Below are 21,284 nucleotides of genomic sequence, written 5' to 3'. Positions count from 1 at the left end.
AAGAAAGGAGCGATTTGCCCATGAAGAAATCACTTCTTCCCCTGCTGCTGGTCCTTGCCTGCCTTCTGGCTCTGTGCGGCTGTACCCAGGAGGCCTACAAACCCGTCATCTACCTCTACCCGGAGGAGGAGACCCTGGTGACGGTGGAGTTGGACTATGATGGCCAGTTGACCTGCACTTACCCCTCCTATGAAGGGAGCTGGACCGTGATCGCCGCTCCTGACGGCACCCTGACCGACGGGGCGGGAAAAGAGTACAACTACCTCTACTGGGAGGGAGTTGACCGCACCCGCTACGATTTCTCCCAGGGCTTCTGCGTGGCAGGGGCGGACATCGCCGCCTTTCTGGAGGACGCCCTGGCCCAGCTGGGCCTGACCCGCCGGGAGGCCAACGAGTTCATTGTCTACTGGCTGCCTCAGTTGGAGAGCAATCCCTACAACCTGATCTCCTTCCAGGGGGAGGCCTACACCAGCCACGCCCGGCTGTCCGTCACCCCGGCCCCCGACATCCTGCTGCGGGTCTTTATGGCCTGGAAGCCTCTGGAGTCCCCCGTGGAGGTGGAGCCCCAGGTCCTGACCGCGCCGGAGCGGTCTGGCTTCACTGTTGTGGAGTGGGGCGGGAGCAAGGTAGGCTGAGCGTCTCCAGACCGTCCATTCCGCAGAAAACGGCCGCCCGATGTGCGGCCGTTTTCTATGGTATCCTATCTAAGCCGGAATCGGATTTTCAGTCCTTCTCCACGGCTTTATTTGGCATATTTCAAAATCTTGTCCGGGTTTCCTCCCACCACGGCATAGTCCGGAACGTCCTTTGTCACCACGCTGCCCGCGCCTACCACAGCGCCATCTCCGATGGTAACACCTTTCAAGATGATCGCATTGAAGCCGAGCCACGCCCGGTCCTTGATGACGATGGGGGCGGAGGCGATCCTGGAGTAATCCACATGCGGTCCCATGATCCCCAACAACAAACAAGGGCGGGACCCACGGTCCCGCCCCTGCGGTTTTTATTCTGTCTTCTGCCCGGCCGCTTACTTCTTCAGCTGATCACCCACGCCGTGGGTGGACTTGACCACCATATCGGTCAGGGCGAACAGGGCAATGGCGTTGGGAATGACCATCAGGTTATTGAACATGTCGGTCAGCTCCCACACCAGGTCGTTGCTCATCACGGTGCCCAGGAAGATGAACACCAGGGCGATGACAGAGTAGACCACCACAGACTTCTTGCCGAACAGGTAGATGGTATTGATCTTACCGAACAGGTTCCAGCTCAGCACGGTGGAGAAGGCGAAGAAGAACAGGCAGATGGCCACAAACGCGGCGCCCAGGCTGGAGCCGAAGACGGTGCCGAAGGCGGTCTGGGCCAGGTTGGCCTTGCCGATGCCCTCGGGGATGGCACCGGTGGCCAGGATGCCGTCGGGGGTGTACAGGGTGGAGATGATGACCAGAGCGTTGAGGGTCAGCACCACGAAGGTGTCCATAAACACGCCGATCATGGCCACCACGCCCTGGTCATGGGGATCGGTGACGTTGGCCTGAGCGTGGGCGTGGGGGGTGGAGCCCATGCCGGCCTCGTTGGAGAACAGGCCCCGCTTGGCGCCCTGGCTGATGGCGGTCTTGATGGCGTAGCCGAAGCCGCCGCCGATGATGGCCTGGGGCTGGAAGGCGTACTTGAAGATCATGGCGAAGGTGGCGGGCAGGTACTGGATCCGGGCGATCAGCACCACCAGGCCGCCTACTAGGAAGATGGCGGCCATGACAGGGACCACTTTCTCCGTCACAGCGGCCAGGCGCTGGACGCCGCCCAGGAAGATGAAGCCGCAGATGACCACCAGGACCACGCCCACGATCCAGGAGGGGATGCCGAAGGCGGTCTGGAAGGTGGAGCCGATGGAGTTGGACTGGACCATGCAGCCCATGAAGCCCAGGGCCAGGATGATAGCCACGGCGAAGAAGCCGGCCAGGAACTTGCCGAAGGCGCCCTTGAAGGCGGTGGTGATGTAGTAGACGGGGCCGCCGTGGATATTGCCCTCCTCATCGGTGACGCGGGTCTTGATGGCCAGGGTGGCCTCGGCGTAGATGGTGGCCATGCCGAAGAAGGCGATGACCCACATCCAGAAGATGGCGCCGGGACCGCCGGTGAGAATGGCGCCGGAGGCGCCCACGATGTTGCCGGTGCCCACCTGGGCGGCGATGGCGGTGGCCAGGGCCTGGAAGGAGGTCATACCACTCTCCTGCCGTCCGCCGTGGAGGGACAGGTTTCCGAAGACCTTCTTCATGCCCTCACCGAAGCAGCGCACCTGCACAAAGCGGGTGCGGATGCTGTACCACAGGCCCACGCCGATGAGCAGAAAGACCAGGATATAGTTGGACAAATAGGTGTTGATATTGGCGACTACGGGGTAAAGTACGTTTTCCAGGGATGCTAACATGACAAACTTCCTCTCCTCAAACAAAAAATCGGACCGCGGAGCAAGCTCCATGGTCCGAATCGAACGGAAGAAACGCCTCTCCCCGGACGTGCGAAACGCCCGGCGAAAGCCGGTTTTCTTGCCTCTGTCCTTTTGCCTGAGAGATTGGCGGGTCATCCTCGTCCCGCTTTGCACCTTCGGCACTCGTCATTGAGCTTCTCCAGAGTTACATCCGCGCACAGTCCTCGTCTTGGGCAAGACACCTGAGAGTGTTACTCCTTCGGCAAGCGGTCCACCGCTGTTTTCCTGCGCGCTTCGTCTGTCCTATTCAGTTGTGAAACATACCATATCACAGCCGCCCGGCTTTGTCAACCCCCGGCGGACGGTAATTCATCCAGTGTGGACACCCCAGTCCGTTCGTTTTGATGTACTTTTACCAGTGTCTTGCAAAATATCCGCCCCAACATCTCACTTTTACACAAATTTTCCTGTTTTAACCCAGATTTTACTTTTCCTTCTTGTTTGTTTTCGGACTGAAACTTGCATTTTTGCTTCATTTTTTATGAAATATCGCCATTGACGCTCCCCCCTCCCAATGCTAAAATCCAAGCGACCTGAGAGGTTTCAGGCCATCACGGCCGCTTCCCGCGGCTGCTTCCCGGCACACAGCGCCTTTCCTATCCGTGCCGGAAGAGAAAGGATCAAACCGATGCAAATTACGAATATGATCGCCAATCTTACCCGCAGCCTGACCGGCGGAAGCCAGAGTGCCGGCAGCCGCCGGAGCACCTACTGCTTCCCCGCCAACGGCACCGCAGGCTACACCTCCTCTATCTGGGTACGGGACTACGGTTCCGGCCTGTGCATGCGGGTACCTTTTTGAGCTGCTGTCTCGCCGCCCTGTCCGTCCGTTGAGGCGGACAGGGCCTCTTTCTATCCCTGCCACCCGTCTTCCCTCTGCGGAAAGTTTACAATTTGCTCTTTTTTCTTCCCGGCAAGTGTGGTATACTGAACAAGATATTCTTAAAATGTGTCCTTATGGCCAAATTTAACGTTCCATAATCCATTCACGACCGAGAGGTGTTTTTTCACTATGAGCCTGTTTACCAAGATCTTCGGCACCTCCTCCCAGCGGGAGCTGAAGTCCATCTACCCCATCGCGGACAAGGTAGACGCCCTGGAGGAGGAGTACAAGGCCCTCACCGACGCCCAGCTCCAGGCCAAGACCCCGGAGTTCAAGGCCCGCCTCGCCAACGGCGAGACCCTGGACGACATCCTGCCCGAGGCCTTCGCCGCCTGCCGTGAGGCCGCCTGGCGCGTGCTGGGGATGCGTCCCTACCGGGTCCAGGTGGTGGGCGGCATCGTCCTCCACCAGGGCCGTATCGCCGAGATGAAGACCGGCGAGGGCAAGACCCTGGTGGCTACCCTCCCCGCCTACCTCAACGCCCTGGCGGGCAAGGGCGTCCACATCGTCACCGTCAACGACTACCTGGCCAAGCGTGACTCCGAGTGGATGGGCAAGGTGTACCGCTTCATGGGCCTGACGGTGGGTCTGGTCATCCACGGCGTGGTGGGCGAAGCCAAGAAGGCCGCCTACCGGGCCGACATCACCTACGGCACCAACAACGAATTCGGCTTCGACTACCTGCGGGACAACATGGCCCTATACTCCCAGGAGCTGGTCCAGCGGGGGCACTCCTTCGCCATCGTGGACGAGGTGGACTCCATCCTCATCGACGAGGCCCGCACCCCCCTGATCATCTCCGGCCAGGGGGAGAAGTCCACCCAGCTGTACACCGTGGTGGACCAGTTCGTCTCCCGCCTGAAGTGCCAGCGCATCGCCAAGGTGGATGAGAAGGAGGAGGAGGATGTCAACATCGACGCCGACTACATCGTCGATGAGAAGGCCCGCACCGCCACCCTCACCGCCCCCGGCATCAAGAAGGCCGAGCAGTTCTTCAACATCGAGAACCTGGCCGACCCCGAAAACACCACCCTGTCCCACCACATCAACCAGGCCATCAAGGCCCGGGGCGTGATGAAGCGGGACATCGACTATGTGGTGAAGGACGGACAGGTCATCATCGTGGACGAGTTCACCGGCCGCCTCATGTTCGGCCGCCGGTACAACGAGGGCCTCCACCAGGCCATCGAGGCCAAGGAGCATGTGGAGGTGGCCAACGAGTCCAAGACCCTGGCCACCATCACCTTCCAGAACTACTTCCGCCTCTACGACAAGCTCTCCGGCATGACGGGCACCGCCATGACCGAGGAGGAGGAGTTCGGCACCATCTACGAGCTGGACATTGTGGAGATCCCCACCAACAAGCCCCTGGCCCGGATCGACGACCCCGACGTGGTCTACAAAAACGTCCCCGGCAAGCTGCGGGCCATCGTGAAGCAGATCGAGGAGTGCCACGCCAAGGGCCAGCCTGTCCTGGTGGGCACCGTGTCCATCGAGAAGTCGGAGGAGCTGTCCGAGATCCTCAAGCGCAAGGGCATCAAGCATAACGTTCTGAACGCCAAGAACCACGAGAAGGAAGCGGAGATCGTGGCCCAGGCCGGCAAGTTCGGCGCCGTCACCGTGGCCACCAACATGGCCGGCCGTGGTACCGACATCATGCTGGGCGGCAACGCCGAGTTCCTGGCCAAGGCCGATTTGCGCCGTTCAGGCATGTCCGACGAGCTCATCGCCGAGGCCACCGGCTTCGCCGAGACGGACGACCAGGAGATCCTGAACGCCCGGAAGATGTTCTCCCAGGCGGAGGCCAAGTACAAGGCCGAGATCAAGGAGGAGGCGGACAAAGTCCGCGCCGCCGGCGGCCTGTTCATCCTGGGCACCGAGCGCCACGAGTCCCGCCGTATCGACAACCAGCTGCGCGGCCGTGCCGGCCGTCAGGGCGACCCCGGCGAGACCCGGTTCTTCCTGTCCCTGGAGGACGACATCATGCGCCTGTTCGGCTCTGAGCGGGTGATGAACATGATGGAGAAGCTGGGCGTGGACGAGGACACCCCCATCGACGCCAAGATGCTCTCCGGCGCTATCGAGAATGCCCAAAAGCAGGTGGAGTCCCGGAACTTCCAGACCCGGAAAAACGTGCTCCAGTACGACGACGTGATGAACACCCAGCGCGAGGTCATCTACAAGCAGCGCAACCAGGTGCTGAACGGCGAGGACCTCCAGGGCTCCATCCAGTCCATGCTCCACTCCATGGTGGAAAACGCCATCCGCGGCCACATGGGCGAGCAGAAGCACATGGACGCCGAGTCCTTCCGGGAGGCTGTGGCCCCCTTCCGCGCCATGTTCCTGGCGCCCGGCGAGCTGGTCCTGTCCGACGCCGACCTGGCCCAATACGACGCCGAGGGGCTTGTGGAGCTGGTCAGCGGCAAGGCCCGGGAGGTCTACGCCAAGAAGGAGCAGGAAATCGGCGCTCCCCTCATGCGGGAGCTAGAGCGGGTCATCATGCTCCGGGTGGTGGATGAGTACTGGATGGACCAGATCGACGCCATGAACGAACTGAAGCAGGGCATCGGCCTGCGGGCTTACGCCCAGACCGACCCCGTGGTGGCCTACAAGCAGGAGGGCTACGAGATGTTCGAGAACATGGTGGCCGCCATCCAGGAGGAGACGCTCCGCCGGCTGTTCCTGGTCCGCCTGAAGAAGAACGAGGAGGTACGCCGGGAACGGGTGGCCAAGATCACCGCCGAGTCCGCCGGCGGCGACGGCACCGTCAGAAAGCAGCCCGTGAAGAAGGCGGTCAAGATCGGCCGCAACGACCCCTGCCCCTGTGGCAGCGGCCTGAAGTGGAAGAAGTGCACCTGCAAGGAATACCACCCCGACCAGCAATAAGAACTCTCCCCATGCCTTTGACACCTGTCTCCACGTCGTGGGATGAAATCCGAAGAAATGCATCTGTGAAAAGAGGCGTATTTTATGAAAGCATATATATTGGGGATTGTCATGAACTTTGTGGCGGCAATCGTCTTATTTAGCCAGGGCGCAGCGGAAATGAATAACTTGGATACCAGTATTCCGGCCATTCTCTGCGTGATCGCAGGTGTGTTTGGCATCATGCAAATCAGGCGGGACAGAAAGGAGCTGTCAGAGAACCGCTCTGACCGGCAGTAACAGATAGAAAAACAAGGCCCGGAGCCAATTGGCTCCGGGCCTTGTTTTGTCAGGTCAGATAGCTTCCCACTCCGGGGATCAGATACAGCAGCCAGGCGAAGGGGACGGACAGCAGGAAAAACACCACCGCGAAGAAGGGCACAGACACCACCGGCGAGAAGGACAGCAGGGACACCCCCAGCCAGCGGAACACCAGCACCCAGATCTGGTGGAACAGATAGACGCCAAAGGCGTAGGAACCCAGTTGGGCCACCGAGCGGCGGCGGGATCGCTCCTCGCTGATGCCCAGCACATAGCGGAACAGGACACAGAAGGCCGTGGCGGTGAGGAGGACATTGGGGGAGGTGTAGAGATACCACAGCTCCCGTCCGCCCCCAAAAACGGCGTTGCCCGTCAGAGTGAGGACCATGCCCAGAACACCCAGGATGTACAGCACGAACTCGCTCACCCGGCTGATGGTATAGTGCCGGAGGTACCAGCCCCCCACATAGCAGCCCACCCAGCCCAGCACCAGATGGACCCGCAGCCGCTCCAGCAGGGCCGCCGCCGCGCTGTTGGGGTGGAAGGCCCCCCACATGGGCAGCAGGGCCCCAAAGAGGAAGCACAGGGCCAGGAAGTACCGCACCTCCCCCCGGCTGGCGGAGGCGGTGAAGCGGTGGAGCACCGGATGGACCAGATACAGGCCGATGAGGGGATAGAGGACCCATAGGTGGAAATACGTATTCCCCTTGGCGGCGGACACCAGGGCAGACCAAACGCCGCCCCAGCTCAGGCTCCCGCCCCCCAGCAGCGTGGAAACGATGGCGTACAGCGCCCCCCAGAACACCAGCAGACAGAAGGCTGGCAGAGCCAGCCCCACCATGGCGGCGGAGAAATGGGGCTTGCCCTCCTCCAGGGCAAACATGCCCCACAGCATGAACAGGGCGGGAATGGCCCAGGAGGTCAGACCCTCGTACACCGACAGCACCTGCCAGTTTCCGGACCCGGCGGCCACGCTCTGCTGGCCGCTCTGAGCCAGCAGGAGCATCATGGCGCACAGCACGGTAAACACCCGGAAAAAGCCGGGCCAGCCCAAATTGCGGTCACCCTTGGCCATTATTTCTTCTCCGGCACGATCTCGATCCAGTAGCCGTCGGGATCGGTGATGAAATAGATGCCCATGGCCGGGTTCTCAAAGCAAACGCAGCCCATGTCCATGTGCTTCCGGTGCAGCTCCTCAAACCGGTCGGTGGTAAAGGCCAGGTGGAATTCGCACTCCCCCAGGTTGTAGGGCTCGGTCCGGTCCCGGAGCCAGGTCAGCTCCAGCCGGAAACCGCTGCCCGCCTCGTCCCCCAGGTAGACCAGCTTAAAGGAGCCGTCGGCGGCCTCCTTCTCCCGCACAGGGGCCAGGTTCAGGGCCTCCCGGTAAAAAGCCAGACTTTTTTCCAGGTCCAGCACATTAAAATTGAAATGGTTGAATTTGATCATGGATCTTTTCTCCTTTGTCAGATTGGATTCAGCCGCTTTCACAGGACCGCGCGGCAAGCCGCAGGCGTGGCAGCAAGCATCCCCCTCAGTGGATATTATAATGCGTACTGAACAAAGCCGCAAGGTCCGTTCCTGCACAAAAATGCCACGGCCCAGGAAAAGCGCCAGAAAACCATCCCGCGGCCAAAATTTAAAAAATGTAAATTCCCTATTGACTCTGACGCTACGTCATGCCTTATGCTATGAGTACCACGGAAGACAGGAGGCAATCAAGCATGATGACAGTACATGAGGTCAGCAACATTTCGGGCGTGAGCATCCGCGCGCTCCATCACTACGACCACATCGGACTTCTGCCGGCCACAGAGGTCACGCCAGCAGGCTATCCAGCCTCGGAACCATGTACGCGGGCGGCGGTCCCATGACAGAAAACATTGACGCCGCGGGAGGCCCGGGAACGGCGGCGTTCACCAATCAGGCGATTCAGGCGATGATCTCCGGAATACGGTAATTTGATGCTCCTGAGATCCCGGTTTGCAAAACAGAACAGGCTCCCCATCTCCGGCGGATCACCGGTGATGGGGAGCCTTGTTTTTACGAGGATTCATTCACAACTGTGCCCATAGATGGCAGGAACACTGCGTGAACGGGCCGCGGCCCATGTTGGATTTGGTTTTCTCAGGCGTTGCCGAACTCGTTGAAGAAACGGTCGTGGACAGCCTGGACAGCCCGGTCGGCCTCCCGCTCATCCACCAGGACGGACACCTTGATCTCGCTGGTGGAGATCATGTTGATGTTGATGCCGGCGGAGAACAGGGCCTCGAACATCTTGCAGGCCACGCCGGCATTGTTGGCCATGCCGGCACCCACGATGGAAATCTTTGCGATGTGGTCGTTGAGCTCCACCTTCTGGAAACCAATGACCTCCTTGTTCTCCTCCATGACCCGCTTGGCCTCCTCGGCGTCGCTGCGGGCTACGGTGAAGCTGATGTCCTTGCTCTCATCACGGCCGATGGACTGCAGGATGATGTCTACGTTGATGTTATGCTTGGCCAACAGAGAGAAGATCTTAAAGGCGATGCCGGGCTGGTCGGCCAGGCCCACCAGGGCCAGACGGGCCACATTCTTATCCTTGGCTACGCCGCTGACATGAGTTTTTTCCATGGTTTTGACAACCTCCTTGACTTTGGTACCGGGATTTCCGCTGAAGCTGGAAAGGACCTCCATATTCACGTTATAACGCTTCGCCATCTCCACCGAACGGTTGTGGAGCACCTGGGCGCCCAGGCTGGCCAGCTCCAGCATCTCGTCAAAGGTGATCTCGTCCAGCTTCCGGGCGCCCTTGACATAGCGTGGATCGGCGGTGTAGACGCCGTCCACGTCGGTATAGATCTGGCACAGGTCGGCGTGGAGGGAGGCGGCCAGGGCCACCGCGGAGGTGTCGGAACCGCCGCGGCCCAGGGTGGTGATGTCGTCGTACTTGTTGATGCCCTGGAATCCGGCCACCAGTACGATTTTTTTCTTGTCCAGCTCCTTCTGGATGCGCTCGGTCTGGATCCGCTTGATCCGGGCGGCGCTGTAGGCGGAATTGGTCAGCATCCCGGCCTGCCAGCCAGTGAGGGAGATGACCTGGTAGCCCATGGCCTCAATGGCCATGGCACACAGGGAGATGGAGATCTGCTCGCCGGTGGACAGGAGCATATCCATCTCACGCTTGGAGGCGTGGGGATTGATCTCCTTGGCCTTTTCGATCAGGTCGTCGGTGGTGTCGCCCTGGGCGGACAGCACCGCCACCACGCTGTTTCCCTTCTTGTAGGTCTCGGTGATGATGCGGGCCACGTTGCGCAGGCGGTCCGCGTCGGCGACAGAGGTGCCGCCGAATTTTTGTACGATGAGTGACATGTATGTGTTTCCCCCTAAAGGTCAAATCATGTTCGGACGGGCGGAGGAACCTGCTCCCCCGCCATCCTATGCCGCCTCCTCTCCGGGAGGCAACCGCTTCAGTCCAGCACCCGGAACAGGGAGCCCACGTCCATCCCCTTCAGCTTATCCTTGATCTGGGGCTCGGTCATGGGCGCGGTGAGGAAGGCCACCTCGCCGGCGGGGGCGCCGCTGCGGGCCAGGGGCTGGATCTCGCCGCAGGCCAGGCGGGCCTGGTCCATGGGCGCCTGGGCCCGGACGTACCACTGGGAGGTGAGGATGTCGGAGGACACCACCAGATCAGGGGCCCCGGGGCCCCAGCAGTTGCGGCGGTCCTTCTTCAGGTCCTTGGCGATGTCGATGACGTCGGCCACCACGGCGGAGGCGGTGGGCAGCTTACCGGCGCCCCGGCCATAGAACATCACGTCGCCGATTGCGTTGCCGTTGACGGCGATGGCGTTGAACACATCCTCTACCCCGGACAGGGGGTTGTCGCCAGGGACCAGATGGGGGGCCACAAAGGCGCACACCTTGCCCTCGGGCTGGCGGATGGCGCGGCCCAGCAGCTTGATCTTATAGCCTCTGGAGTCGGCGTAGGCCACGTCCTCCAGGGTGACGCCCCGGATACCCTCGGTGGGCACCTGGTCGGGGTAGACGTGCTGGCCGAAGGCCAGAGCGGCCAGGATACAGATCTTCCGGCAGGCGTCGTGGCCGTCCACATCGGCGGTGGGGTCCTTTTCGGCGTAGCCGTTGTCCTGGGCCTCCTTCAGGGCCTGGTCAAAGGTGAGGCCGGCCCGGATCATCCGGGTGAGGATATAGTTGGTGGTGCCGTTGAGGATGCCGGTGACCTGGTTGAGCTCATTGGCCGCCAGGCAGGAGGTCAGGGGCCGCAGAATGGGGATGCCGCCGCCCACGCTGGCCTCGAACAGGTAGCTGACGCCGTGCTCCCGGGCCAGCTGGAGCAGGTCGTAGCCGTGGGTGGCCACCAGCTCCTTGTTGGAGGTCACCACGCTCTTGCCCGCCTTCAGGGCGCGGGTGGTGAAATCCAGGGCGATCTTGGCGCCGCCGATGGTCTCCACCACAATGTCCACCTCGGGGTCGTTCTCAATGACGGCGAAGTCCTTGACGAAACAGTCCTGATAGGGGCTGTCGGGGAAATCCCGCACATCCAGGATATACTTCAGACGGACCAGGTCATCCACCCGCTGGTCGATGAGGCCGCCGTTTTTGGTCAGCACTTCGGCCACGCCGGAGCCCACGGTGCCAAACCCTAAAATCGCTACGTTTACCATTCCTTTTCACCTCTTGGTCAAAATAAAAGAGACAAAAGACATGAGATAAAGGATATTGAGAGGGACTGGACGCACAGGCGTATCTCTTATCTCATATCTCTTATCTTCCGTCCGCCGCGGGGACTCACCCCGCCAGGATCTCACACTTGATGACCCCTGTGCTGGCCGAAACCGCGCCCAGCACCTCCTCCAGGGAGCCCTGGATGGCGGAGGTCTCCGCCGTCATGGTGACCACGGCGCAGCCGTTCACCGGGATGCTCTGGTTGATGGTCAGGATATTGACTCCCGTCCCCGCGAACACGTTGAGGGCCGCGGACAGGATGCCCGGCTCATCCTTCAGCATGATCTGGAAGGTGACGATCCTTCCATGGAGCATGTCGTTGAAGGGGCGGACCGAATCCTTATACTTATAAAAGGCGCTGCGGCTGATGCCCACCGCCCGTGCCGCACCGTTGACGGTAGTCTCCTCTCCCGTCTCCAGCAGGCGCTTGGCCTCCGCCACCTTCCGGAAAATTTCCGGCATGGCCTCCGCCTCTACAATAAAATATTTTGCTGGGGCACCCATGGCATCTCCTCCCCTCGGGCTTTTCCGTGTCCATGTTGCGTGGTCATTTGTTTTTGCGGCGTGGCCTATTTTAACACATTTTCCTTTCTGTTGCAACGCAAATCTTTTGGCAGAATGTCGGAATTTGTCAAATCATGCCAGGAAACACCTGTCATTTTATACAGTTTTCCTTCGCAGGGGCATGAAACAGCGCGGAGGCCGGGGCGAAATGTCCCCAAACGCGAGGCAAAAGATCAGGTTCAGAGGGCGGCATTCTGTCCCCAGCGGCGCACGGCTTCCGCGGCGTCCCGGAGACGCGGCCGTCCTTTCCCCCGGCGCATGACGCGAAAACACCCAGGTTTCAGCATCCTGCTGAAACCTGGGCGTTTCATGATTGCTCCTCAAACATCACCGCCAGGACATCCCCATCCCGGAAGGAGCCGTCCACCTCCGCCAGGATCAGCCAGGCGGCCATATCATCGGTCCCCTCCCCGGGTGTCTGGCAGAGCACCGTCACCCGGTCCCGCTCCAGCCCCTGGGGCGCGATCTCATGGCGGACAGAACCGCTGCCCTCCTCCACCACAATGGCCAGCAGGCGGTGGCCGGCAAAAAACTCCTCCCCATAGTCAGAGGACACCTGGGACAGGTCGTCCCCGGGGAATTGGACCAGGAACGCGGTCAGGCTGTCCGCGCTGCCCAAAATTTGGGCGCTGGGGGCCTGGGGCGTCCTGCCATAGCTGACCCGGAGATACCGGGCATTTTCAAAGGTGTAATAGTCGGACGCAATCTCCTGGGCAAAGCCCATCTGGCTCTGGACCGCCGCGGCCCCATTTACCGCCCCGTCCTGGGGCTGTTCCCCCGCGCCCGTCAGAACGGTGGTCTGATCGAAGGTCTCCCCGTCCTTTTCCTGGGGAGATTGTTCCGCGCCACGGGACTGGGGCACGCTGTCCGGAATTTTTGCTTTTTCCTCCCCCGCGTCTGTGTCCGCCGCAAACAGGCTGGGCGCCGCCGCGGCAGCGGGCTGTTCCGCCTCCGCCGTCTGGAGATCGGCCGCGGTCATCATCTGCGCCGCGTCCTTCCGTGACTGGCCCGGCAGCCCCGCCTGGTACACCCCCAGGCACAGCGCCAGGCAGGCGGCCATCCCTGCCAGAGCCTTGAACTGGGGCCGGCGGAACAGGGGAATCACCTTGGGCTTGGCGCTCTCCGACGCCCGCACCCGGTCCATCACCCCCCGAGCAAAGCCCTCCGGGGCCGCGACCTTCTCCAACTCAGGGAAAGCGGAATGTATCGCGGCCAGCCGCGATCCCAGTGCCCGGCAGGCCGGGCAGACGGCCAGGTGGGCCTCCAGCTCCCGCTCCTCCTCCGGGGTCAATTCCCCGTCCAGCCGGGCGGACAGCAGGGGCGTATACCGCTCACAGTGCTCCATTCCGCTTCACCTCCTCAGTCTTTCTTCGATGGATTGGACGGCGTCCCGTCAAAAAAGTTCCCGTCCTGCCATAAAATTTTTCGCAGAGCCAGCCGGGACCGGGCGATACGGGACTTCACCGTCCCCATATCCAGCCCCAGGGCCTGTCCGATCTCCTGGTAGCTCAGGCCGGACAGCTCCCGGAGCACCAATACCTGCCGGTGGTGGTCGGGCAGCGTCTCCAAGGCGCGGGCCAGCGCCCTGCCCCGCTCCGCCCGCTCCAGGTGCCGCTGGGGATCCTGGTCCCAGTCCGCCGGCTCTGTCCAGCCCGACTCCTGGTCATCCAGGGAGAGGGCGGGCTCCACCTCCCGGCGGCGCTTCTGCTTGCGCAGAAAGTCGATGCACACATTGGAGGCCAGCCGGTACACCCAGGTGGAAAAGCTGCTGTCCCCCTGAAAGGAGGGCAGCCCCTGCCAGGCCTTGAGAAATGCCTCCTGGGCCAGGTCGGCGGCCTCCTCCCGGTCATTTACCATCCGGAAGGCCAGGGAGTACACCTTATTCTGATTGGCCAGCACCAGCTGTTCAAAGGCATCCTGGTCCCCTGCCTTGGCCCGGGCCACCAGTTCCTGTTCGGTCATACTTCCCACCTTCCTCTCTCTTTCCGCCCCCCATCCTGAACCCGGCGAAATGGATCAAACTGCGCTCAGCGCGAAGGGAACGGTGCGGGGGCCCCGTCGACCAGGTCCCGCTTGATCCCCTCGGTGACCCTGTACACGTCGGCCAGGGTGGTGATCTTCACGATCTGCTCCTTATAATAGCCCGCGTGGGGGACCCCCTTCAAATACCAGGCGTAGTGCCGCCGGGCCTCCAGGCAGGCGATCTTCTCCCCCTTGTTGGCCGCCGACAGCTCAAACTGCCGCACGGCGGTGTCGCACCGCTCCGCCAGAGGGGGCATGTCCGGGATGGGCTTTCCCTCCAGCGCCGCCTTGCACTGGGCAAACAGCCAGGGATTGCCGAAGACCCCCCGGCCGATCATAGCCATGTCCGCCCCCGTGTACTTTAAGATGCGGGGGGCGTCGGTGGGCTTGAACACGTCGCCGTTGGCAATGACGGGGATCTTGACCGCCCGCTTGACCTCCCGGATCCAGTCCCAGTTGGCGGTCCCGGCGTACATCTGGTTCCGGGTGCGGCCGTGGACGGCCACAGCGGCCACCCCGGCCTCCTCCATGGCCTTGGCAAACTCCACGCAGTTGATGGAGCCCTTGTCCCAGCCCAGGCGGAACTTCACCGTCACAGGGCAGCCCGCTCCCCGGATCACCGCCTCGGCCACCCGCACCGCCTTGTCCGGGTCCCGCATCAGCCCGGAGCCGTCCCCGGAATTGGCCACCTTGGGAACGGGACAGCCCATATTGATGTCGATGAAGTCCGCCCCGGATACCTCATGGGCGATGCCGGCCGCCTGCTCCATACAGGCTGGGTCGCTGCCGAAGATCTGGGCGGCGGCGGGGTGCTCCCCCTCCCCCATTCGCAGCAGGGGGATGGACTTCTTGTCCTGATAGCACAGGGCCTTGGCGCTGACCATCTCGGTACAGGTCAGCCCCGCCCCCTGCTCCCGGCAGATGGTGCGGAAGGCCACGTCGGTGACCCCCGCCATGGGGCCCAGGGCCAAGGGTGTTTCAATTGGAATGCCTCCGATGGATACCATAGCTCCTCCACGGTCACTTGCGCCGCAGGGCGGGACGGCCCGCCGCTGTCTCCCGGCTGAATGGATGCCTCGGCGGGGGCAGGCCCCCGCCCTACAAATTTCAAAATATTGTACCATACCCATCACAGGTTGACAAGGGTGGCTCCAGACATTAAAATGGGGAAAAAACCCGTGACATAGGAGAGAAAGATATGGAACTGAACGCGCTGCGGGCCGCCCTGCGGGGGCTGTCCGCCTATCGTGAGATCAAGGACCGGCCGGTGATGGCCCAGACCGTCCGGCTGCTGGACGCCCTGGCCCATGACCGGGGGGAAGACGCCCTGGACGCTTACACCGGTCTTTTTTACCTGCTGCGGCAGGAGGGCTTCTCCGGGCTGGGCGCCTGGCTGTGGGACTACCTGCGGTACACCGAGAGCCCCTATGCCCTGCTGGCGGAGCGCGGGGGCTCCGACCCCGCCCTGGAGAGCGCCGCCCGCCGGGACGTGGACACCCTGGTGCTGCTGGCGGGGACCGACTGCGACCGCTACATCGACGCCATGAAAGATCTGCTTCCCAGCGACTACGCTCCGGTGCTGGCCGGCCTGCCCCGCTGGCGGGCCGCAGCCCCCTTCGACTTCGACGCCCTCACCCGCTTTTACCGGGAGCATGGGGCCGGACTGTATGCCCGCTACCGGGCCTTCCTCTGGGAGAACGGGCAGCTGGTGCCGGTGCCCGACCCCGACTGCCCCATGCCCGAGGACCTGCTGGGCTATGAGCTCCAGCGGGACCAGGTGGAGGCCAACACCCGCCAGCTGGTGGCGGGCCACCCGGCCAACAATGTGCTCCTCTTCGGCGACGGGGGCACCGGCAAGTCGGCCACGGTAAAGTCCATGCTCTACCTGCCCGGCATGGAGGACCTGCGCCTCATCGAGATTCAGAAGGAGAACCTCACCGGCCTGCCCCAGCTCATGCGGTCCCTGGGCGGGCGGCGGCAGAAGTTCATTCTGTTCATCGACGATCTGGCCTTTGACCAGGACGACAAGACCTACTCCTCTCTGAAGACCATCCTGGAGGGCAGTCTGGAGAAACGGCCCGTCAATGTGGCCATCTACGCCACCTCCAACCGCCGCCACCTGGTGCGCCAGAACTTCAGCGACCGGGGTAGCGACGAGGTGGACGCCGCCGAAACCATTTCGGAAAAGACCGCCCTGGCCGAGCGGTTCGGCCTGCGCATCCCCTACCTTACCATGAACAAGGCCAGCTACCTGGCCCTGGTGGACCACCTGGCAGCTCAGGCAGGCATCCAGATGGCCCCCGAGATCCTCCACGCCCAGGCCATGACCTGGGAGATCCGCCACTCCGGCCGCACCCCCCGGGTGGCCCGCCAGTTCATCGCCAGCCTTCATCAATAAATAAACAGGCAGCTGCACACCGGGAGAGTTGTTCATGCTTCAAATCAATCATACTAAAAAATATGCTCTCTTCGGAGCAGCCGCCTTGTTGCTCTGGCTGCATTCTGTCACCGCGTTTTTAAATAGTACCTATGCAGCAGCTCATACCTTGCCGATGGTAGTGGAAGGCAGCCTAAACCTCTCCATTCTAGTCGCCATGCCGCTACTGGTCCGATGCGTCGCACTGGTTTTCTCAAAGCGCCCTCTGCTTCGAGCCAGTGAACGTGGACTGTACCTCCATCTTGGTTCTAAAAATAAAGGTGTCGTGCCGTGGAGTGTCATTACCGGCTTCCGTCTTTCTCCGGATGGGCAGTCCGTCCGGCTGTATCTGCGCCGTATATGGGACACACCTGAACGATGTGCCGATCGGTTCAATATCCAGACAGACGAGCGCGGACAACTCATGATTTCCCTCCCTCTGCGCCGCAAGGCCGGCAATTTGGAGCAAGTATGCAAAACGCTGGAAACATGGCGCAAACAGTTTTCTCAGGGAGCTAAATACGGCACATGGTTTGAAACCGACGAAGCTGCTCAGAGAAAATCCGCCGCAAATAATAAACATGGCGTTTCAGCCGTATTAGCCATACTGTATGTGCTGCGCGCAAAGTATTGGCCTCTGGTCCTGATTCTATATTTACTGCTGGCAGCCATTCTCACGGAACGCTTCGATCTTTCCGTGCAGCGGACCCTATTCGCGACAGCCCTCCCATTTCTCATTGTCGCGTGGCTCTTGCGTCGGCTTTTAAACCGTGGGATCACCGCACTAGAACACTATAAACAGTCCTTAGCTCAACGTTCTGTCGGGCTATAAGACGCACACAATACGCCGTCCATAAAAAATCCGCCGGAATGATCCGGCGGATTTTTTAAACCATAACCTTGTTTGCTCAGCAGACCTTGGTGATCCAGTTGTGGGGATCGGCCACGCGGCCCCACTGGATTCCGGTGAGCTCGTCATACAGCCGCTGGGTGACAGGGCCGATCTCGTTGTTGTTGATGGTGACCTTCTTGTCGCCCTCGGCCAGCTCGCCGATGGGGGAGACCACGGCGGCGGTGCCGGTGCCCCAGGCTTCCTCCAGGGTGCCGTTCTCGGCGGCGTCAAACAGCTCCTGGGCGGAGATGCGGCGCTCCTCCACGTCATAGCCCCAGTCCTTCAGCAGCTGGATGCAGGAGCGGCGGGTGATGCCGGGCAGCACGGAGCCGTTCAGGTCGGGGGTCAGGATCTTGCCGGCCACCTTGAACATGACGTTCATGGCGCCGACCTCCTCGATGTACTTGCGGTGGACGCCGTCCAGCCACAGGACCTGGGTGTATCCCTTCTTCTCCGCCCGGTTGCCGGCCCGGAGGGAAGCGGCGTAGTTGCCGCCGGTCTTGGCCATGCCGGTGCCGCCCTTGACGGCGCGGACGTCCTCGTCCTCAATGTAGATCTTGACGGGATTCAGGCCCTCGGGATAGTAGGCGCCCACGGGGCAGACGATGACGATGAACTGGACATGGTGGGAGGAGTGAACGCCCAAGGCGGCGTCCAGGCCGATCATGAAGGGACGGATGTACAGGGAGGTGTCCTTCTCATGGGGCACCCAATCCTGCTCCAGCTTCACCAGCTCGGTGATGCCGGCCATGGCCAGCTCGGCGGGGATCTGGGGCAGGCACAGGCGGTCGGCGGAGTCGTTCATCCGCTGGATGTTGTCCATGACCCGGAACAGCTGGATGGAGCCGTCGGCGGTGCGGTAGGCCTTCAGGCCCTCGAAGATCTCCTCGGCGTAGTGGAGCACCTTGGCGGCGGGGTCGATCTGCAGGGGGCCGTAGGGGACGATGCGGGGATCGTGCCAGCCCTGGCCCTCGTCATAATCCACGAGGAACATATGGTCCGTCATATTCTTGCCAAATACCAGGGTGGAGGATTCGGGCTTCTCCTTCAGAGTGGCGGCGCGGGTGATTTTGATTTCTTCCATGGTTGGATTGCCTCCTATATTCCTTGTCTTGGCGTACATTCCACACACAAATGTAAATCGGCACGGGCACAGGCGCTCCGGGCGCCCGCCCCTCTCTCTTTCCTCTTTTCGCGGACGGGAGGGCCGTGCGGAACAGGCCTTACTTGATTTTATATTATAGCAGTCTTTTTTTCCCTGTGCAACGGGTCTGTCCCCCTTTTTGCGAATTTTTCTCTCCTTTTCTTCCCCGGCACTTCCCGCCCTTGCCTCTTGTTTTCCAAGCGGTAATCTGATATAATAGCATGTATTTGTTTGGGCACCTCCCATCTTTTCCCGGGCGCCGGCCCTTTTCCCGCCGCCTATGCCCGGTATTTTGTGACTTTCTTTCAGAAAGGAGACGTCTTCGTTGAACCGGAAGATCTCACAGCTGCTTCAGCCCAGCTTCCAGCTCTACTTCGTCTGCCTGATCCTCTTTGCGCTGGCCTCCGCCCTGTTCTCCCTGCCCCTGGCCGGGTCGGAGCTGGTGGTGGTGGCCTGCCTCGGCCTGTACAACCGGGAGAACAACCGCCGCCGCCGCCGGGAGATCACCAAGTACCTGGAAAGCGTCACCGGCACGGTGGACACCGCCACCAAGGACACCATGACCAACTGTCCCCTGCCCATGATTATTTTCCGGCCGGAGAGCGACGACATCATCTGGACCAATGACCGTTTCCTTCAGCTTGCCGGGGAGCGGGAGCACCTGTTCGACGCCAAGCTGTCCGCCCTGATCCCGGGGTTCGACACCCGCTGGCTCATGGAGGGCAAGAGCGAATGTCCCACCGAGGTCACCTACGGCAGCCGCCGGTTTCTGGTCTTCGGCCACCTGGTCCGCACCGGCGGGCGGAGCGGCGGCTTCCTGGCCACCACCTACTGGGTGGACGTCACCGAATTCTGCGCGGTCCGGGACCAGTTCCAGGCCACCCGCCCCGTGGCCGCCGTTCTGCTCATCGACAACTACGAGGACCTGATGAAAAACCTGACGGAGAACGAACGCTCCGCCATGATCTCCGAGATCGACTCCCGGCTGGACGCCTGGGTGGCCAACACCGGGGGGCTGCTCCGCCGCTACCAGCGGGAACGCTACCTCTTTATCTTTGAGGAACAGTACCTGACCCAGTTCATCGAAAAGAAGTTTGACATTCTGGACATGGTGCACCAGGTGAAGAACCCCAGCGGCATCACCGCCTCCCTGTCCATCGGCGTGGGCAAGGACGGCGGCTCCTTCCGGGAGCTGCTCCAGTTTGCCAACCTGTCCATCGACATGGCCCTGTCCCGGGGCGGCGACCAGGCGGTGGTCCGGAACAAGTTCACCTTCGAGTTCTACGGCGGCCGCTCCAAGGAGACGGAAAAGCGCACCAAGGTCAAGAGCCGGGTCATGGCCAACGCCCTGTCCGCCCTGGTCTCCGACTCCTCCCAGGTATTCATCATGGGCCACAAGTCCCCGGACAACGACTCCGTGGGCGCTGCCGCCGGCATCTGCGCCCTGTGCCGGAAAAACGGGGTCCCCGTCCACATCATCCGGGACGCCACCCCCTCCCCTTCCCAGGAACTCATCGACCGGCTGTCCCAGCTGCCGGAGTATCAGGACTGCTTCCTCACCGCCCAGGAGTCCCTGCTCATTGCCGACACCCGTTCCCTGGCCGTGGTGGTGGACACCAACCGCCCCGAACAGGTCCAGGCGGAGGAGCTGCTCCAGTCCTGCAACCGGGTGGCGGTCATCGACCACCACCGCCGCGCGGCCACCTACATCGAGGGCGCGGCACTCAACTACCACGAGCCCTACGCCTCCTCCGCCTCCGAGCTGGTCACCGAGCTGCTCCAGTACATCGTAGAGCCCAACCAGCTCCTCCGTGCGGAGGCCGAGGCCCTTCTGGCCGGCATCGTGCTGGACACCAAAAACTTCACCATGCGCACCGGCGGCCGGACCTTTGAGGCGGCGGCCTTCCTGCGCCGCTCCGGCGCCGACACCGGCGAGGTGAAAAAGCTCTACCAGAACGATCTGGCGGGCACCATCACCAAGTACCGCATCATCCAAAATGCCAAGCTCTACCGGGACCACATCGCCATCGCCGTCTCAGACAAGCCGGTGAACAGGGTCATCGCCGCCCAGGCGGCGGACGAGCTGCTGAACATCATCGGCATCGACACCTCCTTCGTGCTGGCCCCCGACGGAGAACGGGTGAACATCTCCGCCCGTTCCATGGGGGACACCAACGTCCAGGTCATCCTGGAACAACTGGGGGGCGGCGGCAACGCCGCCGCAGCCGGGGGACAGGTCTCCGGCAAGAGTCTGGAGGAGGTCACCCTGGAGCTGGCCCGGGCCATCGACCGGTATCTGGAAACATAAAGAAATCGTCAGTAGGGCGGGGGCTTGCCCCCGCCGCCAAATACACGCAGCCCAAACGGCGGGTGCAAGCCCCCGCCCTACCCGATTGACGGGAGCGGGCAAAAGAAAGGATGGAATCATTATGAAAGTTATTCTTCAGCAGGACGTCAAGGGCCAGGGCAAGAAGGGCCAGTTGGTGGACGTATCCGACGGCTACGCCCGCAACTTCCTGCTTCCCAAAAAGCTGGCGGTCATCGCCACCGCCGAGAACCTGAACACCATGAAGCAGCAGGAGAAGGCCCGGAAGGCCCAGGAGGCCGCCGAAAAGGCTGAGGCCCAGGCCACCGCCAAGAAGCTGGAGGGGCTGATGACCAAGATCGCCGCCAAGGCCGGCGAAGGCGGCCGCCTGTTCGGCGCCGTCACCGCCAAAGAGGTCTCCGAGGCCCTGGCCGCCCAGCACGGCATCAACATTGCCAAGACCAAGCTGGTGCTGGACGAGCCCATCAAGGCCTGCGGCGGCTACCAGATCAAGGCCAAGCTGGGCTATGAGGTGGTGGCCACCGTCAACGTGATGGTCACCGAGGCGTGACCGATCCGGTCAAACCGGGCAGGGTCGATGGTTCCATCGGCCCCGATCCCTTTTCAACGATTCGCGGGCGGGTGAAGACACCCGCCCCAGC

At 61.9% G+C, this 21,284-nt stretch carries 21 protein-coding genes and 1 riboswitch; of the genes, 10 read left to right on the top strand and 11 right to left on the bottom strand.

Features of this window, described 5'->3' with window-relative positions:
- Window positions 1–20 precede the first annotated feature (20 nt).
- Complete coding sequence (locus tag I6E42_RS06310) at window positions 21–635, top strand: hypothetical protein (protein WP_235371082.1); 615 nt, start codon at window positions 21–23, stop codon at window positions 633–635.
- Between the two features lie 107 nt (window positions 636–742).
- Here the strand turns inward: I6E42_RS06310 and I6E42_RS06305 are convergent, their stop codons facing one another.
- Both I6E42_RS06305 and I6E42_RS06300 read right to left on the bottom strand, forming a co-directional pair.
- Window positions 743–940: a DapH/DapD/GlmU-related protein gene (locus tag I6E42_RS06305; protein WP_412761288.1), complete on the bottom strand. Its 198-nt coding sequence runs from the start codon at window positions 938–940 to the stop codon at window positions 743–745.
- An 87-nt stretch (window positions 941–1,027) separates the two neighbouring features.
- Window positions 1,028–2,431 carry an alanine/glycine:cation symporter family protein gene (locus I6E42_RS06300; protein WP_235371081.1) on the bottom strand — a complete coding sequence of 468 codons (1,404 nt, stop codon included), beginning with the start codon at window positions 2,429–2,431 and terminating at the stop codon, window positions 1,028–1,030.
- A gap of 114 nt (window positions 2,432–2,545) precedes the next feature.
- Window positions 2,546–2,644, bottom strand: a riboswitch (glycine riboswitch).
- 475 nt (window positions 2,645–3,119) lie between these two features.
- On the opposite strand from I6E42_RS06300, the gene I6E42_RS06295 reads away from it, so the two are divergent.
- From I6E42_RS06295 to I6E42_RS06285, 3 genes are all read left to right on the top strand, one after another.
- Entirely contained in the window at window positions 3,120–3,293 is a 174-nt protein-coding gene (locus tag I6E42_RS06295; RefSeq protein WP_235371080.1) for a hypothetical protein, read from the top strand.
- A gap of 210 nt (window positions 3,294–3,503) precedes the next feature.
- On the top strand, window positions 3,504–6,260 hold the full coding sequence (gene secA / locus I6E42_RS06290; RefSeq protein ID WP_235371079.1) for a preprotein translocase subunit SecA: 2,757 nt from the start codon (window positions 3,504–3,506) through the stop codon (window positions 6,258–6,260).
- A gap of 84 nt (window positions 6,261–6,344) precedes the next feature.
- Window positions 6,345–6,539, top strand: coding sequence for a hypothetical protein (locus tag I6E42_RS06285; RefSeq protein WP_235371078.1), 195 nt, complete (start codon window positions 6,345–6,347; stop codon window positions 6,537–6,539).
- 49 nt (window positions 6,540–6,588) lie between these two features.
- Here I6E42_RS06285 and I6E42_RS06280 read toward each other — a convergent pair whose 3' ends face one another.
- Window positions 6,589–7,635: an acyltransferase gene (locus I6E42_RS06280; RefSeq protein WP_235371077.1), complete on the bottom strand. Its 1,047-nt coding sequence runs from the start codon at window positions 7,633–7,635 to the stop codon at window positions 6,589–6,591.
- A complete protein-coding gene (locus tag I6E42_RS06275) occupies window positions 7,635–8,006 on the bottom strand; it encodes a VOC family protein (RefSeq protein ID WP_235371076.1) in 372 nt (123 codons plus the stop codon). Before I6E42_RS06275 ends, I6E42_RS06280 begins: the two co-directional genes overlap by 1 nt.
- 230 nt (window positions 8,007–8,236) lie before the next feature.
- Here I6E42_RS06275 and I6E42_RS12820 point away from each other — a divergent pair, with 230 nt between their 5' ends.
- The gene (locus tag I6E42_RS12820) at window positions 8,237–8,431 is read left to right on the top strand and encodes a MerR family DNA-binding transcriptional regulator (protein ID WP_328284085.1); all 195 of its coding nucleotides are present in this window, start codon (window positions 8,237–8,239) and stop codon (window positions 8,429–8,431) included.
- Window positions 8,407–8,517: a hypothetical protein gene (locus tag I6E42_RS12815; protein WP_328284084.1), complete on the top strand. Its 111-nt coding sequence runs from the start codon at window positions 8,407–8,409 to the stop codon at window positions 8,515–8,517. The genes I6E42_RS12820 and I6E42_RS12815 overlap by 25 nt, the downstream gene beginning before the upstream one ends.
- A gap of 167 nt (window positions 8,518–8,684) precedes the next feature.
- On the opposite strand, the gene I6E42_RS06265 is transcribed toward I6E42_RS12815, so the two are convergent.
- The 6 genes from I6E42_RS06265 to dusB form a co-directional block, all read right to left on the bottom strand.
- Window positions 8,685–9,908 (bottom strand): aspartate kinase, encoded by a 1,224-nt coding sequence (locus I6E42_RS06265; RefSeq protein WP_235371075.1) that lies wholly within the window; start codon window positions 9,906–9,908, stop codon window positions 8,685–8,687.
- 98 nt (window positions 9,909–10,006) lie between these two features.
- Window positions 10,007–11,218 carry a homoserine dehydrogenase gene (locus tag I6E42_RS06260; protein ID WP_235371074.1) on the bottom strand — a complete coding sequence of 404 codons (1,212 nt, stop codon included), beginning with the start codon at window positions 11,216–11,218 and terminating at the stop codon, window positions 10,007–10,009.
- 124 nt (window positions 11,219–11,342) lie between these two features.
- Window positions 11,343–11,783, bottom strand: a complete 441-nt coding sequence (locus I6E42_RS06255) for an ACT domain-containing protein (protein WP_235371073.1) — start codon at window positions 11,781–11,783, stop codon at window positions 11,343–11,345.
- 367 nt (window positions 11,784–12,150) lie between these two features.
- Window positions 12,151–13,188 carry an anti-sigma factor family protein gene (locus I6E42_RS06250; RefSeq protein ID WP_235371072.1) on the bottom strand — a complete coding sequence of 346 codons (1,038 nt, stop codon included), beginning with the start codon at window positions 13,186–13,188 and terminating at the stop codon, window positions 12,151–12,153.
- Between the two features lie 14 nt (window positions 13,189–13,202).
- On the bottom strand, window positions 13,203–13,805 hold the full coding sequence (locus tag I6E42_RS06245) for an RNA polymerase sigma factor (RefSeq protein ID WP_235371071.1): 603 nt from the start codon (window positions 13,803–13,805) through the stop codon (window positions 13,203–13,205).
- 65 nt (window positions 13,806–13,870) lie between these two features.
- Entirely contained in the window at window positions 13,871–14,872 is a 1,002-nt protein-coding gene (gene dusB, locus I6E42_RS06240) for a tRNA dihydrouridine synthase DusB (protein ID WP_268841910.1), read from the bottom strand.
- A gap of 191 nt (window positions 14,873–15,063) precedes the next feature.
- Here dusB and I6E42_RS06235 point away from each other — a divergent pair, with 191 nt between their 5' ends.
- Together I6E42_RS06235 and I6E42_RS06230 are read left to right on the top strand one after the other, a co-directional pair.
- Window positions 15,064–16,263, top strand: a complete 1,200-nt coding sequence (locus I6E42_RS06235; protein ID WP_235371070.1) for an ATP-binding protein — start codon at window positions 15,064–15,066, stop codon at window positions 16,261–16,263.
- A 34-nt stretch (window positions 16,264–16,297) separates the two neighbouring features.
- Window positions 16,298–17,113: a hypothetical protein gene (locus I6E42_RS06230; protein ID WP_235371069.1), complete on the top strand. Its 816-nt coding sequence runs from the start codon at window positions 16,298–16,300 to the stop codon at window positions 17,111–17,113.
- Window positions 17,114–17,189: 76 nt separating this feature from the next.
- Here the strand turns inward: I6E42_RS06230 and I6E42_RS06225 are convergent, their stop codons facing one another.
- Window positions 17,190–18,257 carry a branched-chain amino acid aminotransferase gene (locus I6E42_RS06225; protein WP_235371068.1) on the bottom strand — a complete coding sequence of 356 codons (1,068 nt, stop codon included), beginning with the start codon at window positions 18,255–18,257 and terminating at the stop codon, window positions 17,190–17,192.
- 385 nt (window positions 18,258–18,642) lie between these two features.
- On the opposite strand from I6E42_RS06225, the gene I6E42_RS06220 reads away from it, so the two are divergent.
- Window positions 18,643–20,625: a DHH family phosphoesterase gene (locus tag I6E42_RS06220; protein ID WP_235371067.1), complete on the top strand. Its 1,983-nt coding sequence runs from the start codon at window positions 18,643–18,645 to the stop codon at window positions 20,623–20,625.
- A 121-nt stretch (window positions 20,626–20,746) separates the two neighbouring features.
- Window positions 20,747–21,193, top strand: a complete 447-nt coding sequence (gene rplI / locus I6E42_RS06215) for a 50S ribosomal protein L9 (RefSeq protein ID WP_235371066.1) — start codon at window positions 20,747–20,749, stop codon at window positions 21,191–21,193.
- Window positions 21,194–21,284: the final 91 nt, after the last annotated feature.

This window comes from Pseudoflavonifractor phocaeensis (assembly GCF_021531815.1).
In the GTDB taxonomy this organism is placed as follows: Bacteria; Bacillota; Clostridia; order Oscillospirales; family Oscillospiraceae; genus Lawsonibacter; species Lawsonibacter phocaeensis_A.
The sequence above is the reverse complement of the archived record's forward strand: the minus strand, read 5'-3'. Positions and strand labels throughout refer to the sequence as shown.